This is a genomic window from Streptomyces sp. NPDC002588, assembly GCF_040295925.1.
Lineage (GTDB): Bacteria > Actinomycetota > Actinomycetes > Streptomycetales > Streptomycetaceae > Streptomyces.
In genome coordinates, this window is sequence record NZ_JBEOWF010000016.1 from 154,698 (window position 1) to 168,980 (window position 14,283).

Below are 14,283 nucleotides of genomic sequence, written 5' to 3' on the forward strand. Positions count from 1 at the left end.
CTCCGCTGCGACGGACCGCCTCGACGGACCACACCCATCAGTCCCACCTCGTCAGTTCCTCATCGCCCCCCAGAGCTCGGAACGGAACAGTGACTTCCAACGCCCACAGCAGCAGGTCCAGGTCCCTCAGGAACCACCCCGGCGCGGCGGCCGTCGCGCTCGCCGCGATGACGGCCCTGCTGGCGGGATGCGGTTCTTCCGACGACACCAAGGACAACCCGCTCGCCGGAGACAAGGCGGACAGCGGGACCGTCGTCGTCGGCTCCAACAACTTCGCCGAGAGCATCCTGATCGCCGACATCTACGGCGAGGCCCTCAAGGCCAAGGACATCAAGGTGTCCTACAAGCCCAACATCGGCAGCCGCGAGACCACGTACGGCCTGCTCAAGAACGGTTCCATCACCGTCCTTCCGGAGTACAACGGCTCGCTGCTCGCCTACCTCGACGCCAAGGCCGAGCAGAAGTCCCTCGCGACCGTGAACGCGGCCGCGAAGGCCAAGCTCGACTCCAAGCTGACGCTCCTGGAGTCCTCCCCGGCCGAGGACAAGGACTCCGTCACGGTCAACAAGGCGACCGCCGACAAGTACAAGCTGACCTCCGAGTCGACCCTCGCCGACCTCAAGGCCATCGCGCCCGACCTGGTCCTCGGTGGCTCGCCCGAGTTCCAGACCCGGCAGCAGGGCATGCTGGGCCTGAAGTCGGTGTACGGCCTGGAGTTCAAGTCCTTCAAGGCGCTGGACGCCGGCGGCCCGCTGACCCAGGCCGCGCTGAAGAAGAACACGGTGCAGGCCGCGGACATCTTCACCACGGACCCGACCATCACCAAGGAGAAGTTCGTCGTCCTGCAGGACCCGGAGAACCTCTTCGGCTTCGCGAACGTGACCCCCCTGGTGTACAAGAGCGGCCTCTCCCAGGAGGGCGTCGACGCGCTCAACGCCGTCTCCGCCAAGCTCGACACCAAGACCCTGCTGGACCTGGACTCCCAGGTGCAGCTGGAGAGCAAGGACCCGCTGGACGTCGCCAAGGCCTGGCTGAAGTCGGCGGGCCTGGACTGACCCTGCCGCGTTGGACGCAACCACCGACGGACCGACCCGGACACCGGCGCACCAGGAGCGCGTCCGGGTCGTCCTGACCGGCGGCACCCTCACCGTCGGCGAGCTCGTCGCGCTCGCCGACGGTGCGGCCGTGCCCGCAGTGGCCCCCGAGGCCCGCGAACGGGCCGTACGCTCCTGGCACCATGCCCGTCGCCTCGCGGCCGACGGACGGCTCTACGGGCGCACCACCGGCGTCGGCGCCCAGCGCTCGGTGCTCGTCGACGAGGACGACGAGGGCGACCACGGTCTGCGTCTGCTGCGCAGCCACGCGGGCGGTGCGGGCGCGCTGCTCCCCGCCCGTCAGGTCCGCGCGATGCTCGCGGTCCGCGCCAACCAGCTCCTCGCCGGCGGCTCCGGCATCCAGCCCGCCTTCGTCGACGCCCTCATGGAGGCCCTGCGCCTCGGCGTCCACCCCGCGGTCAACGAGTACGGCGGCATCGGCACCGGCGACCTCACCGCCCTGGCCCAGACCGGCCTCACCCTGATCGGCGAACGGCCCTGGGTGCAGGACCCGGACGGGCCGGTACCGGTTGGCGCCGGCCCGTCCGGAACCTGCCCGCGGGACGCCCGCACACCGTCCGCCGACCCGTTGCCGACCGGACACGGAGAAACCCCCGCACCGGCCGCCGGGCCGCCGCCCGCCGAGCCGGGACGAGGGCGGGCGTCGATTGCGGGGCCGCTGCCCGCACCTGTCGTTCCGGAGCCCGGGGACGCGCTCGCCCTGCTCAGCAGCAACGCCCTCGCGCTCGGGCAGGCCGCGTTCGCGCAGCACGGCCTCGAGACGCTGCTGCGGGCCACGCACGCCGTCGCCGCCCTCTCCCTCACCGCCGTGTCCGGCTCGGCCGAGGCGTACGCGGCACCCGTGCACGCCCTGCGGCCCTACCCAGGCGCGGCCCGTGCCGCCGCGGAGGTACGGCGGCTGCTGGGCATCGACGACCGGGCGTCCGGCGCCCCCGGCCGGCGCATCCAGGACCCGTTCGGCTTCCGGGCCTTCCCACAGGCGCACGGCTGCGCCCTCGACGCCGCGGACCGGCTGCGCACGGTCGTCGAGGCGGAGGTCAACTGCCCCTCCGAGAACCCGCTGATGGCGCCCGACGGCACCGCCGCCTACCACCACGGCGGCTTCTTCGCGGCTCCGCTCGGTCTCGCCCTGGACGCCGCGAACCTCGCGCTGCTGCAGACCGCCCAGCTCTCCGCCGCCCGCCTCGCCGCCCTCGGAGACCCCGGCCTCACCGGACTGTCCGCCTTCCTGGCCACCGGGGCCGCGAGCAGCTCGGGCACGATGATCCTGGAGTACACCGCCAACTCCGCGCTGGCGGAGCTGCGTTCCTGCGCCGCGCCCGCCTCGGCCGGGCACGCGGTCCTCGCGCGGGGCCTGGAGGAGGCCGCCAGCTTCGCCGGCCAGGCCGCCCGCCAGTCCCTGCGCGCCACGGACGCCTACGCCACCGTCCTCGCCTGCGAACTCGTCACCGCCGTAAGGGCGTTGCGGATGCTGTCGCTGCCGCCGCGGTGCGCCGCCTTCACCGTGGCGGCGGCCGCCCTGCCGTTCGGCACGGACGACCGCCCACTCACCGCGGACCTCACGGCCGCGACCGAACTCCTGCCGCTGCTGGCCGGGTTGTGATCCGGCGGGCCGCTCAGTACCCCACGTAGAAGGTCGCGTCCTGCTGCTCGGTCGCCGTCGAGATCGGGTCGATGCGCAGCACGTAGTTCGAGTGCCGGATGTAGCGGGTCGGGTTGTTGTACGAGCGGAACGACGACCAGCCCAAGTCCGCCAGCCCCGCCGTACGGTAGAAGGTCGCGTCCGCCGCGAACGTCGACGTGCCGTCGTTGACGTCCAGTTGCAGCTGGTAGTTGTAGTGCCGCAGATAGCGGGTCGGGTAGTTGACCGACCGGAAGGAGACCCCCGAGCCGTCCGCGAGGCCCGGCACGATCGTCCACAGCGAGTCCTTGTACGGCTCGACCGGGTACTCGTCGATACGGCCGACGTAGTTGGAGTGGCGGACGTAACGGGCCGGATAGTTGTAGGACTTCAGCCGGTTCCAGGCCGGGGCGCCCCAGTAGGAGAGCAGGCTGTCGTACTGGGCCGCCGTGATCGTCGTGATGCCGCAGTGCTTGGAGTTGACCGGCTGGGTGTACGTCTTCTGGTCCAGCGCGGTCCAGGTGCCCGCCGACAGGTCGCCGGACTGCCAGGCGTAGAAGACACCGTTGGGGGTGTAGGTGTCGCCCCACAGCCACCAGGTGCCGGAGGACAGGGACTTGACCAGGGTCGGGGCCTCGGTTCCGCCGTGCGCCACGCCCGTGGTGAAGGGCGTGAAGCTGCCCGGGTCGAGCGAGGTGGAGCGGGCCCCCACCAGCGTCTGGTCCTTCTTGAAGTAGAGGTAGTTGACGCCGTTCACGCCCACCGCCATGTCGCCGTCGATCACGTCGTAGCCGGGGTCGAAGAAGACCTGGGGCGCCGAGGCGGTGACGAAGTCGGTGGTGTAGTTCACCATGATCACGTTGTGGCCGCTGCTGTTGACGGCGGAGTAGATCAGCGCGTACTGGCCCCGGCCGGCGTCCCAGAACGCCTCCGGCGCCCAGCTGTGGGTGTTCATGTCGTGCAGCTTCAGCCGGTGGTAGCCGGTGAAGGTGCGCAGGTCGGTGGAGTTCCAGACGTGCACGTACTGGCTGACGTAACTCCAGTCGGTGCCCTTGAGGTCGGTGGCGAGCACCACGAAGGTGCCGTCCTGCTTGCGCAGGATGAACGGGTCGCGCAGCCCCAGCGCGCCTGCCGTCGGCGTGAGAACCGGGTTGTTCTGGTTGAGCGGCGTCCAGCGCAGCCCGTCCGTGCTGACGGCCAGGTGGAGGCCGTAGTCGGTGCCGTCGCCCAGGTTGGTGGACTCGGTGAAGTAGCCCATCACATACGCCGAGTCGGCCGCGTGGGCGGCCGGCGTGCCGAGGGTCAGGGCGAGGGGGACGGAGGCCGCCGCGCCGAGGAAGAGGCGGCGGGAGGGGTTGGGGGTCATGTGCTCTCCACGGGGTGCGGGATGCCCGGATGGTCGAAATACCGAACAAGGTTCGGTGAGCCGGTCAGAACGTAGAGGCGTGAGAGGTACAGGTCAATCACTGGGACACAACTCGGCAGTTTCCTGCCTTCCGACTGTGCGCCGCCCCCGACAAATCCGGCGGCGCGCGGGCGGAGGGGGCTACCCTCGGCGGCCGTGAACAGAAGACGGCAGAAGAAACTGACCCGGCGTCTGGTCGCCGCCGCCCTGCTCGAGGACAGCCGCCAGGTGGACCTGCTGCTGCGGGCCGGAGCCGACCCGGCGGCGCCCGACGCCGACGGGACGACCCCCCTCTACACGGCCTGCGTCCAGGGCGCCGCCGGCATCGCCCGCAGGCTGCTGGAGGCCGGCGCCCCGCCGGACGCCGAGAGCGCGGGCCCCGGCGCGGAGGGAACACCCCTGTGCGCGGCGGCCTGTTGGGGCCACACCGAGACGGTCCGCACCCTCCTGGCCCACGGCGCCGACCCCGACCTGCGCGAGGACCACGGCACCGGCTGGACACCCCTGCGGTGGGCGGAGACGGGCCCGCACCCGGAGACGGCGGCGCTGCTGCGGCGGCCGAAGTCCGCCGGCGCCCCGACAGCCGGCGTTCGCCGCCTTCGCGACACGGCCTAGACGAGGCCGGCGTCCGGGTCCGCGGTCACCGCGATCGCCCGGTCGAGCAGGGCTGTCAGGACGTCCCGGCACGAGTTCCGTTCCCGCGCGTCGCACAGCAGCACCGGGACGTGCGCCGGCAGCGCCAGCGACTCCCGGATCTCGTCCGCCGGGTAGGGGTGCTGCCCGTGGAAGCCGTTCACCCCCACGACGAACGGGATGTGCCGGCATTCGAAGAAGTCGATCGCGGCGAAGCTGCACTCCGGCCGCCGCACGTCCACCAGCACGACCGCGCCGAGCGCGCCGATGGCCAGGTCGTTCCACATGAACCAGAAGCGCTGCTGGCCGGGGGTGCCGAACAGGTACAGCACCAGGTCGTCGCCGATGGTGATGCGCCCGAAGTCGAGGGCCACGGTGGTGGACCGTTTTTCCTCGATGCCCTTCAGATCGTCGACGCCCAGCCCGGCGACGGTCAGCGGTTCCTCCGTGCGCAGCGGGGCGATCTCGCTGACCGCCCCCACCATCGTCGTCTTGCCGACGCCGAAGCCGCCGGCGATGAGGATCTTCACCGTGTCGGGCGCCGCGACCGGTGCGGCGGTGGGCTCAGAGCCGGCCAAGGCCGTCCCTCACTTTCTGCAGCAGGTCCAGGTCCGCGGTGCCGGAGACGGAACGGGGCGGGCGGGCCGTGATCAGGCCCGCCTCGAGCAGATCGCAGAGCATGATGACGACCACGCTCACCGGCAGGTCCAGATGGGCGGCGAGTTCCGCCACGGCGACGGGCCGGGCGGACAGCCGCAGGATCCGGGCGTGCTCCGGCTGCGGGCGCGCCGCCCGCTCTGGCGGCGGGTCCACCGCGGTCACGGTGGTGATGAGGGTGAAATCGGCGCGGCTCGGCCGGGTCCGTCCACCGGTGAGGGTGAACGGCCTGACGAGCCGGCCCGCTTCGTCGCCTCCGCTCACCTCACCCGCCGTTGCCGCGGACGACGGGACCGATATTGGTCCGCGGCGCCGCGCTGAGGTGCTCGCCGATCTTCTTCACCAGCATGTTCATCTGGTACGCCACCACGCCGACGTCGGCGTGCGTGCCGGCCAGTACGACCAGATGGGCGCCGGGGCCGGCCGAGGTGAGGATGAGGTAGGTGTTGGCCATCTCGATGAGCGCCTGGCGCACCGGGCCGCCGCGGAAGTCCATGCTGACACCCTTGCTGAGACTCATCAGCCCGGACGCGGTCGCCGCCAGCCGCTCGGCGTCCTCGCGCAGGAAGCCGGTGGACTTGCTGACCACCAGGCCGTCCTCGGAGAGCACGACGGCCTGGTTCACGTCGGCGACCCGGTCCACCAGGCCGGTGAGCAACTGGTCGAGCTGGGTGTTCGTGGCAGGGATGGAGTGTGTCATCGCGGTGTCCTTCATGAGCGGTCGGCGGGCGATGTCGGGGACTTGGGGGTGCCCGCGGCCGCGACGGGCGGGCGGGGGGCGGCCGGAGCGGCGGCCGCCTCGTCCGGGCCGGACGGCGGCAGGCCGGACTCGCGCGCCTCGAGGGTGCCGCGCTGGAAGCCGGCGAGGGAGGAGGCGGCGCGCTCCGCGGTGAAGTCGTCCGGGAAGCCGTCCTCCTCGGGCGCGGCGGACTCCTCACGCAACTCGGCGGCGAGGCTGGTCTGGGGAACCCGCCGGGGCAACGGGGAGAGCCCGTGCGGCCGCCGGTCGCCCGGCGGAGGGGGCCCCGCGGGGGAGGGTGAGGTGTCCGTGGCGGCGGGGGTGGCGCCCGCCGCGCCGTCGGTCCGGGCCGGCTCCTCGGGTGACGGGGGCGGCGCGCTCTCCGTCGCGGTCGGCGGGTCGGAGGGCGGCGGGGTTTTGCGGCGTACCGGGAGGGACGGGATCCGGTCGGAGCCGGACCTGCCGTGTTCCGGGGCCTGGGCGGCCGCCTCCTGCGCAGGGTCGGTGCCGCGGCGCGTCGGGCCGGACGGCTCCCGGGACTCGCTCGGCCTCTCCCGCGGAGCGTCGGACACGGTCTGGGACGACGCCCGGGACGTCTCCCCCCGCGGGGTGGGCGGTACGAGGGCCGCCGGGATGCGCGGGCCGCCGCTCTCCGGGGCCGTGTCCGCAGCCGTCTCGGGGACCACGATGTCGTGCGGGACCAGCACGATCGCCGTGGTGCCGCCGTACGGCGAGGGCCGCAGGGTCACGGCGATGCCGTGCCGGGTGGCCAGCCGGGCGATCACGAACATGCCCAGTCGCAGGTCGTCGGCGAGCGCCACCACGTCGAACTGCGGGGACACCGCCAACTGCGCGTTGAAGGAGGCGTAGTCCTCCTCGGACAGACCCAGACCGCGGTCCTCGACCTCGATCGCCAGCCCCTTGGCCACCATGGCCGCCCGCACCCCGACCGTGCTCGGCGCCGGCGAGTAGGACGTCGCGTTGTCGATGAGCTCGGCCAGCAGATGGATCACGTCGGCCACGGCGGGCGGCGCGATGCACACCTCCTCCTCGGTGTGCACCTCCACCCGCCGGTACTCGGCGACCTCCCCGACCGCGCTGCGCAGGATGTCGATCAGTGCCACCGGCTGCGACCAGCTGCGTCCGGGCCGGCCGCCGCTGATGATGACGAGGTTCTCCTCGTAGCGGCGCAACTGGCTGGCCGTGGAGTCCAGTTCGTACAGCCCCTTGAGGACCTCGGGGTCCTGGTGGGTGCGCTCCAGCGTGTCCAGCTTGCTGAGCTGGAGGTTGACCAGGTTCTGGCTCTGCCGGGCGATGCCCAGGATGACCTTCTGGAAACCCCGCCGGGTGTCCGCGAGTTCGACGGCGGTGTGCACGGCAGTGCGCTGCGCCGTGTTGAACGCCTGGGCCACCTGTCCGAGTTCGTCGCCGCCGTAGTCCAGCGGCGGAGTCGCCGAGTCCACATCGACAGTCTCCCCCCGGTCCAGCCTCGCCACCACCTCCGGGAGCCGTTCCTGTGCCAGGCTCAGCGTGGCCTCGCGCAGCCCGCGCAGCCGCCGGGACAGCGAGCGGGTGATCCGCCAGGACATGCCGACGCACACCAGCAGGGCGACGAGGCCGCCGGCGCTCAGCGCACCCGCCTTGATCAGCAGCCCGCGCGCGTCCTGCCCGCTGTGCCGGAGCAGTGTGGTGGTCTGCTGCCGGATGAGCCCCGAGTACTGGTCGGAGACCTCGATGAGCGAGGCGCGCCACTGCTTCTGCACGTCCGGAAGGACGACGTCGCCGTTCTCGTTCTGCTTCGCACGGGACGCGAGCACCTTGTCCTCGACGGCCTGCAGGGTCTGCCACTGGTAGCTCGTGAGGATGTTCTCGACCTGCGTCTTCGCGGAGCCGGTGAGCGAGGGCACGATCTGGTCCTGCACCAGCCAGCGGCGCGTGTTCACCAACTGCGCGAACTGCGCCCATGTCTTCTCGTCCATCCGCCCCTCGGGCCCTGCCAGGGTGAGCTGGAGGTCCTCCTCGGAGACCAACTCGGCGGCGTGCTCCAGGGCGACGAGCGGTCCGGCCTGCGAGGTGAGGTCGCCGTCGTCGACCTGGGAGAGCTCCTCGAAGGCGTGGATCTGGTCGTCGATGATCGAGGTGTACTGGTCCAGCGCCTGCGCGGGGGTGATGTCGGAGGGGTTGTCCACCTGGCCCCGGTAGTACTCCAGGCTGCTCACCGAGGCGACGACGGAGTAGAGCCGGTCCCGGACACGGGTCGGCGCCATCTGGATGTCGTCGGACCGGTCCACCAGCTTGGCGACCGCCGCGTCCGTCTTCTCCCGTGCGGTCTCCAGGGCGGCCCGGGAACCCGCGGGCTTCGAGGCCAGCCACACCGCCGACAGGCTGCGCTCCTGCTGCAGCGCGAGCGTGGCCTCGGTGCCCATGGCGCCGGTCGAGCGGCTCAGTTCGGTCTGGGTGCGCAGCCGCAGTCCCTCCGAGAACATCTGGATCGTCGTCACGCCCCACATGGCGGCGAGGGTGACGCTGGGCACCAGTGCCAGGAGGATCAGGGAGAGACGTATGGAGCCGAGACGTCGGCGCCGGGCACCTGTCCGTGGAGACATAGTCGTCCTAGAGCGATCGGATGGGTCGGGGATCGGGGATCGGGCAGGGGTGGGGTCAGCGTGTTCCGCCCTCGGCGAACCGCGCGACGTCGGCGACGTTGGTCTTCGTCACGAAGGCCGGGCCCGTCAGGACGGGCGTCACCCCGCCTCCGCTGATGTTGCCGTTGGTCTTGTAGAGCCAGAGCGAGTCCACGGCCAGATAGCCCTGGAGATAGGGCTGCTGGTCCACCGCGAACTGCACACTGCCGTCGCGGACGGCATCGACCAGGTCCTGGTTGAGGTCGAAGGTGGCGACCTTGGCCTTGCTGCCCGCCTTCTTCGCCGCCTCCACCGAGGCGAGCGCGAACTGGGCGCCGTTGGTGATGACTTCGTCGATGTCGGGTTCCTGCTGGAGCCGGGTCGCCACGGCGGTGGTCAGCGCGTCCATGTCCGTTCCGTCGGCGTACTGGATGTCGGTCTCCCCGGCGAACGTCTTCTTCACGCCCGCGCAGCGCGCCTCCAGGGCGACGTTGCCCCGCTCGTGGATGACGCACAGGGCGTGCTTCGCGCCGAGGCCGTCGAGTTTGTCGCCGACGGCACGGCCCGCGACGCTCTCGTCCTGCCCGAAGTACTCCATGAGCCCCGTGGACTGCCAGGCGTCGATACCGGAGTTGAGGCCGACCACGGGTATGCCGGCCGCCTTGGCGGCGACCACCGGGCTCTTCATGACCTGCGGCTTGGCCAGGGTCACCGCGATGCCGTCGACCCGGTTGCGGACGGCGTCCCGTACCAGCTCGGCCTGTCCGGCCGAGTCGGCGTCGCTCGCGTACGTCAGTTCGACGTCGTCCTTGGCCGCCGCCGCCTCGGCGCCCTTGCGCACCCGTTCCCAGAAGGCGTCGCCCTTGGCGCCGTGGGTGATCAGGGCGATCTTGAGCCGGCCGCCGGAGCGGCCCGCGGAGTCCCCGCCCGAGTCGTCCGAACCGGACGAGCCGGAGCAGCCGGCGAGCAGGACGCAGGCGACCGCGGCGAATGCCGTGAGACGCAGCGGTCCGGGGGAGCCGGTGGCTCTCCGGGACGGATGAGCGGGGAGGGGAGTGTTCATGGGGGGCTGCACCTCGCTGTGCGGCAGAGCAGGGAGAACGGGGGCGAGCGTCGCCGGGGCGACGGGGGCGCGCGCCGTCGGAAGGCATTCGCTGGCTCGGAGCCAACCGTGTGTGACCGCTGACAGTCAAGTGAGCAACCACCTGGGGTGAGCTGCCGCTGCCGCATTGTGATCCGGGAGTCGGCCACGGGGGGCGGAAACGGGCAGCGCCGCAGGTCGATTGACTGATCGTCAAATCTGCTGTGCGGCATCTCGACCCTGCGTCAGGGCTTGCGGGCCACGGCCCCGTACATCGCGATGTCCTCGTCGCGGACCACCTCGGTGCCGCTGCCGTCGGGACGCCAGTGGTGGACCTGGACGATCCCGGGGTCGACGAGTTCGAGACCCGTGAAGAACTCCGCGGCCTCCGCGCGCGTGCGCAGCCGCATCGGCATGCCGCGCGCCGCGTACTCCCGGGCGACCCTGCCCACCTCGTCGGGTGCGAAGTCCGCGGTCCCGACGGACATCGCCAGGTAACTGCCGGACGGCAGCGGGTCGAGGAGCCGGCGGACCATGCCGACGGCGTCGTGCTCGTCGAGCAGGAAGTGCACGATCGCGATCACCGTGAGGGCGACGGGACGGGCCGGGTCCAGCGTCGTACGGAACTCGGGCGCGGCCAGGATCCCGGCCGGATCGCGCATGTCGGCCTCCAGATAGGCCGTGCGCCCCTCGTCGGTGCCGCTCAGCAGGTTCCGGGAGAGGGTGAGGACGAGCGGGTCGTTGTCGACGTACACCACCCGGGCGTCCGGGGCCTCGGCCTGGACGATCTCGTGGATGTTGGGGGAGGTCGGGATCCCGCTGCCGATGTCGAGGAACTGGCGGATGCCCGCCTCCCGCGCCAGATGTCCCACCGCGCGGTTCATGAAGTCGCGGTTGGCCCGCATGTGGACGGGGAGAGCGGGCCACTCCCGGACCATCGCGTCGCCCGCCTCGCGGTCCGCGGGGAAGTGGTCCCGGCCACCGATGATGTAGTCGTAGATCCGCGCCGAGTGCGCCGTCTCCGAGTCGATGTCCGAGGGGACCGCGGTCTCTTCGTTTCCCATGTGCACCAACTTCTCACGGTGACCGGAGGTTGGAGGGTGACAGGAGATTTCTTCACCCTTCCCGCGTCCGTTCCCGCCGCCGCCGGCCGCGGGGCACCCGCGGGGACGGGCGGCCGGCTCCTCGGGCCGCCCGGTACACACGCCCTAGACTGAACCGGTTCCGGGCCCAGTGAAGGAGGCGGACCGCCGTGGCGTTCGAGGACCCTTCCGCCGACGTGCTCGCGCACACGGCCGAGACCTTCGGGCTGCTCGCCTCCCCGGCGCGGCTGCACATCGTGTGGGCGCTGGCCCAGGGCGAGAGCGATGTGACCGGGCTCGCGGAGCGGGTCGGCGGTGCGCTGCCCGCCGTCAGCCAGCACCTGACCAAGCTGAAACTGGCCGGGCTCGTCCGCTCCCGCCGCGAGGGCCGCCGACAGGTGTACTTCGTCGACGATCCCGACGTGGTCGACGTCGTACGACTCGCCGTGGACCGCCTCAACGACCGGGCCGACCGGGCGGCCGGAGCCGACCCTCGCGCCGTCCGCCTCCGTGGCCTCTGACGAGGGCGCCGACGCCGCCGACCGCGTCGCCGGGGGCACGGCCCTGCAGGCGCTGCGCCGGCTGGAGAGCGGTCCGCGCGGACTGACCGAGGCCGAGGCCGCCGCCAGGCTCGAGCGGACCGGCGAGAACACCCTGCCGCAGTCCCGGCCGGCCTCATGGCCCCGGCTGCTGCTGCGCGGCCCGCGCGACCCCTTCACCGCCGTACTGCTCTGTCTCGGTCTCGTCTGCGCGCTGGTCGCCGCCTGGGGCACCGCCGTCGTGATCCTGGCCCTGGTCGCGGTGAGCTGTGTGCTGCGCGCGAGCGGGGAGCACCGCGCCGACCGCTCCCTGGCCGGGCTGCGCGAGTTGGTCGCGGGCACCGCCACCGTGCTGCGCCGCCCCACCGGCGGACAGCCGCCCCGGCCCCGGGAGATCCCGGTCGCCGAACTCGTGCCGGGCGATGTGCTCAGGCTCGGCCCCGGCGACCTGGTCCCCGCGGACGTACGGCTGCTGCGGGCCCGCGGACTGACCGTGCACCAGGCCGCCCTCACCGGGGAGTCGGCGCCGGTCGCGAAGTCCCCGGCGGATCCGCCGGACGCCCGCGCCGAGTCCCACCTCTGCTTCCAGGGCAGCGAAGTCGCCTCGGGCAGCGCCACCGCCGTCGTCCTCACCACCGGGGCGCGGACCCGGTTCGCCGCCGCGCTCGGCGGACCGCCGCGGCGCGAGCCGAGCGCGTTCGACCGCTCCGTGCACGGCATCTCCTGGGTGCTGATCCGCTTCATGCTGCTCACCCCGCCGCTGGTGCTCATGGCGAACGCCGCCCTGCGCGGCCGGGGCCTGACGACCCTGCCCTTCGCCGTCGCGGTGGCCGTCGGCCTCACGCCCGAGATGCTCCCGGTGATCGTCACCACCTGCCTGGCCCGGGGCGCCGCCCTGCTCGCCCGCACCCACGGTGTGATCGTCAGACGGCTGCCCGCCCTGCACGACCTGGCCGCGATCGACGTCCTCTGCGTCGACAAGACCGGCACCCTCACCCAGGACCGCCCGGTCGCCGAGCGCTCGCTCGGACCGGACGGCCACGACGACCCGGCGCCGCTGCGCTGGGCCGCCGTCAACGCCTGGTGGACCCTCCAGCTCGCCGAACTCCCGGCGCCCGACGCCCTCGACGAGGCGCTCCTCGAAGCGGTGACCGATCACGAGGAGCACGACGGGCTGGACGCCATCCCCCACGACCCCGTCCGGCGGCTGTCGACCGCCGTGGTCCGCGGCCCCGGCGCCGGCACCCACACCCTGGTCGTCAAGGGCGCCGTGGAGGACGTCCTCGACCGGTGCGTCCTGGCGCCCGGGGAGCGGGCCCGGCTGGAGGCGCTCGCCGCACGGGAGGCGGACGGCGGCCTGCGGCTGCTGGCCGTCGCCACCGCCGTACGGCCGGCCCGCACGCGCGCGTACACACCCGCCGACGAGCGCGGCCTCACCTTCCGCGGCCTGGTCGCCTTCCGCGACACCCTCGCCCCGGACGCGGCGGCGGCCCTGCGGGACCTGGCCGCCCGTGGCGTCGCCGTACGGCTGCTGACCGGCGACCACCCGGGGACGGCGGCCCGCGTCTGCCGCGAACTCGGACTGGAGCCGGGACGGGTGGTCATCGGCGCGGACCCCGTTCCGGCCCCGGCCGCGTCTCCCGCCACCACCGTCGTGCACGCCCGCTGCACCCCCGCCGACAAGGCACGCGTCGTCGCGGCTCTGCGCGCCGCCGGACACACCGTCGGCTTCCTCGGCGACGGCGTCAACGACGCGCCCGCCCTGCGCGCGGCCGACGTCGGCATCGCCCCGCGCGGAGCCTGTGCCGTCGCCCGGGAGAGCGCCGACGTCGTCCTCGGCGAGAAGGACCTCGGCGCCGTCGGCCACGCGATCGCCGCGGGCCGCCACAGCAGCGGCAACATCGCCTCCTACCTGCGGGTCACCCTCTCCTCCAACCTCGGCAACGTCCTCGCGATGCTCGCCGCCGGTCTGCTGCTGCCCTTCCTGCCCATGCTCCCGGCCCAGGTGCTGGTGCAGAACCTCTGCTTCGACGCCGCCCAGCTCGCCTTCGCGTACGACCGCCCCGGCGCCGCCGCGCTGCGCCGCCCCGCCGAGCTGCGGCCCCGTGCCTTCCTGCGCCTGCTCATCGGTTTCGGCGCGCTCAACGCGGTCGCCGACCTCGCCACCTTCGCCGTCCTCGCGCTCGCCCCGGACGGCTCCGGCGCCGTCGACGACCGGGCCGTCTTCCACTCCGCCTGGTTCACCGAGAACCTGCTCACCCAGGCGCTGGTGATGGTGCTGCTGCGCACCGGCACCCGCACCCCGGGAGCGGTCGGCCCGGTCGCCCGGTCCGCCGCCGTCCTGGGCGCGGTCGGCCTGCTGCTGCCGCCCGGTCCGCTCGGCACCCGTCTCGGCATGACCCCGTTGCCGGTGCCGTACTACCTGCTGCTCACCGTCGTACTCGCCCTCTACGCCCTCGCCCTGCGGCTGCTGACCCGCCGCCGTCCGTCGTAGCCGACCGGGTTGTACAGTTGCGCAATGTAGCAACCGTTACCGATGGAGAGGTCGTGAGCATGCTCCGCAACGGACTGGAGCCCTGGCACCTGCTGATCGTGGCGCTCGTCGTCATCGTGATGTTCGGTTCGAAGAAGCTGCCGGACACGGCACGCGCCCTCGGCAAGTCGATGCGCATCCTCAAGAGCGAGGCCAAGGCGATGAAGGAAGAGGGGCCCGCGGACAACGCGCCCACGGTCACCCCGGCGGAGCCGCCCGCGGCGGCGCACTGAGCCCGCCGAAGCCGCCACCGG

At 72.6% G+C, this 14,283-nt stretch carries 13 protein-coding genes; 6 read left to right on the forward strand and 7 right to left on the reverse strand.

All coding sequences use genetic code 11. The features are described 5' to 3' along the window. The first annotated feature begins 89 nt into the window (after nucleotides 1–89). Both ABT057_RS20285 and ABT057_RS20290 read left to right on the forward strand, forming a co-directional pair. Nucleotides 90–1,055 (forward strand): ABC transporter substrate-binding protein, encoded by a 966-nt coding sequence (locus ABT057_RS20285; RefSeq protein WP_352344457.1) that lies wholly within the window; start codon nucleotides 90–92, stop codon nucleotides 1,053–1,055. 10 nt (nucleotides 1,056–1,065) lie between these two features. Continuing rightward, the gene (locus ABT057_RS20290) at nucleotides 1,066–2,718 is read left to right on the forward strand and encodes an aromatic amino acid lyase (protein ID WP_352344458.1); all 1,653 of its coding nucleotides are present in this window, start codon (nucleotides 1,066–1,068) and stop codon (nucleotides 2,716–2,718) included. 13 nt (nucleotides 2,719–2,731) lie between these two features. Here the strand turns inward: ABT057_RS20290 and ABT057_RS20295 are convergent, their stop codons facing one another. Further along, complete coding sequence (locus ABT057_RS20295; protein WP_352344459.1) at nucleotides 2,732–4,102, reverse strand: glycoside hydrolase family 43 protein; 1,371 nt, start codon at nucleotides 4,100–4,102, stop codon at nucleotides 2,732–2,734. A gap of 195 nt (nucleotides 4,103–4,297) precedes the next feature. Between ABT057_RS20295 and ABT057_RS20300 the strand changes: the two genes are divergently transcribed. Then, nucleotides 4,298–4,756 carry an ankyrin repeat domain-containing protein gene (locus ABT057_RS20300; RefSeq protein WP_352344460.1) on the forward strand — a complete coding sequence of 153 codons (459 nt, stop codon included), beginning with the start codon at nucleotides 4,298–4,300 and terminating at the stop codon, nucleotides 4,754–4,756. Here the strand turns inward: ABT057_RS20300 and ABT057_RS20305 are convergent. The 6 genes from ABT057_RS20305 to ABT057_RS20330 form a co-directional block, all read right to left on the reverse strand. Continuing rightward, entirely contained in the window at nucleotides 4,753–5,352 is a 600-nt protein-coding gene (locus ABT057_RS20305; RefSeq protein WP_352344461.1) for a GTP-binding protein, read from the reverse strand. The two genes, ABT057_RS20300 and ABT057_RS20305, sit on opposite strands and share 4 nt — an antisense overlap. Continuing rightward, nucleotides 5,339–5,695 carry a DUF742 domain-containing protein gene (locus ABT057_RS20310; protein ID WP_352344462.1) on the reverse strand — a complete coding sequence of 119 codons (357 nt, stop codon included), beginning with the start codon at nucleotides 5,693–5,695 and terminating at the stop codon, nucleotides 5,339–5,341. Before ABT057_RS20310 ends, ABT057_RS20305 begins: the two co-directional genes overlap by 14 nt. A 1-nt stretch (nucleotide 5,696) precedes the next feature. Beyond that, on the reverse strand, nucleotides 5,697–6,131 hold the full coding sequence (locus ABT057_RS20315; protein WP_352344463.1) for a roadblock/LC7 domain-containing protein: 435 nt from the start codon (nucleotides 6,129–6,131) through the stop codon (nucleotides 5,697–5,699). A gap of 11 nt (nucleotides 6,132–6,142) precedes the next feature. Further along, a complete protein-coding gene (locus ABT057_RS20320; RefSeq protein ID WP_352344464.1) occupies nucleotides 6,143–8,776 on the reverse strand; it encodes a sensor histidine kinase in 2,634 nt (877 codons plus the stop codon). A gap of 55 nt (nucleotides 8,777–8,831) precedes the next feature. Then, nucleotides 8,832–9,857 (reverse strand): substrate-binding domain-containing protein, encoded by a 1,026-nt coding sequence (locus tag ABT057_RS20325; RefSeq protein WP_352344465.1) that lies wholly within the window; start codon nucleotides 9,855–9,857, stop codon nucleotides 8,832–8,834. A gap of 263 nt (nucleotides 9,858–10,120) precedes the next feature. Next, nucleotides 10,121–10,939, reverse strand: coding sequence for an SAM-dependent methyltransferase (locus ABT057_RS20330; RefSeq protein WP_352344466.1), 819 nt, complete (start codon nucleotides 10,937–10,939; stop codon nucleotides 10,121–10,123). Between the two features lie 188 nt (nucleotides 10,940–11,127). Here ABT057_RS20330 and ABT057_RS20335 point away from each other — a divergent pair, with 188 nt between their 5' ends. From ABT057_RS20335 to tatA, 3 genes are read left to right on the forward strand one after another with little or no spacing between them, the layout of a single operon-like run. After that, nucleotides 11,128–11,478 (forward strand): ArsR/SmtB family transcription factor, encoded by a 351-nt coding sequence (locus ABT057_RS20335; protein ID WP_352344467.1) that lies wholly within the window; start codon nucleotides 11,128–11,130, stop codon nucleotides 11,476–11,478. Further along, nucleotides 11,468–13,990 carry a magnesium-translocating P-type ATPase gene (mgtA, locus tag ABT057_RS20340; RefSeq protein ID WP_352344468.1) on the forward strand — a complete coding sequence of 841 codons (2,523 nt, stop codon included), beginning with the start codon at nucleotides 11,468–11,470 and terminating at the stop codon, nucleotides 13,988–13,990. The genes ABT057_RS20335 and mgtA overlap by 11 nt, the downstream gene beginning before the upstream one ends. A 59-nt stretch (nucleotides 13,991–14,049) precedes the next feature. Continuing rightward, the gene (gene tatA / locus ABT057_RS20345) at nucleotides 14,050–14,262 is read left to right on the forward strand and encodes a Sec-independent protein translocase subunit TatA (protein WP_352344511.1); all 213 of its coding nucleotides are present in this window, start codon (nucleotides 14,050–14,052) and stop codon (nucleotides 14,260–14,262) included. Nucleotides 14,263–14,283: the final 21 nt, after the last annotated feature.

Bases quoted from the DNA above. Each gene is read 5' to 3' on its own strand.
- ABT057_RS20315 (WP_352344463.1), bottom strand. From the start codon at position 6,131: ATGACACACTCCATCCCTGCCACGAACACCCAGCTCGACCAGTTGCTC.
- ABT057_RS20325 (WP_352344465.1), bottom strand. From the start codon at position 9,857: ATGAACACTCCCCTCCCCGCTCATCCGTCCCGGAGAGCCACCGGCTCC.
- tatA (WP_352344511.1), top strand. From the start codon at position 14,050: ATGCTCCGCAACGGACTGGAGCCCTGGCACCTGCTGATCGTGGCGCTC.
- ABT057_RS20320 (WP_352344464.1), bottom strand. From the start codon at position 8,776: ATGTCTCCACGGACAGGTGCCCGGCGCCGACGTCTCGGCTCCATACGT.
- ABT057_RS20295 (WP_352344459.1), bottom strand. From the start codon at position 4,102: ATGACCCCCAACCCCTCCCGCCGCCTCTTCCTCGGCGCGGCGGCCTCC.
- ABT057_RS20330 (WP_352344466.1), bottom strand. From the start codon at position 10,939: ATGGGAAACGAAGAGACCGCGGTCCCCTCGGACATCGACTCGGAGACG.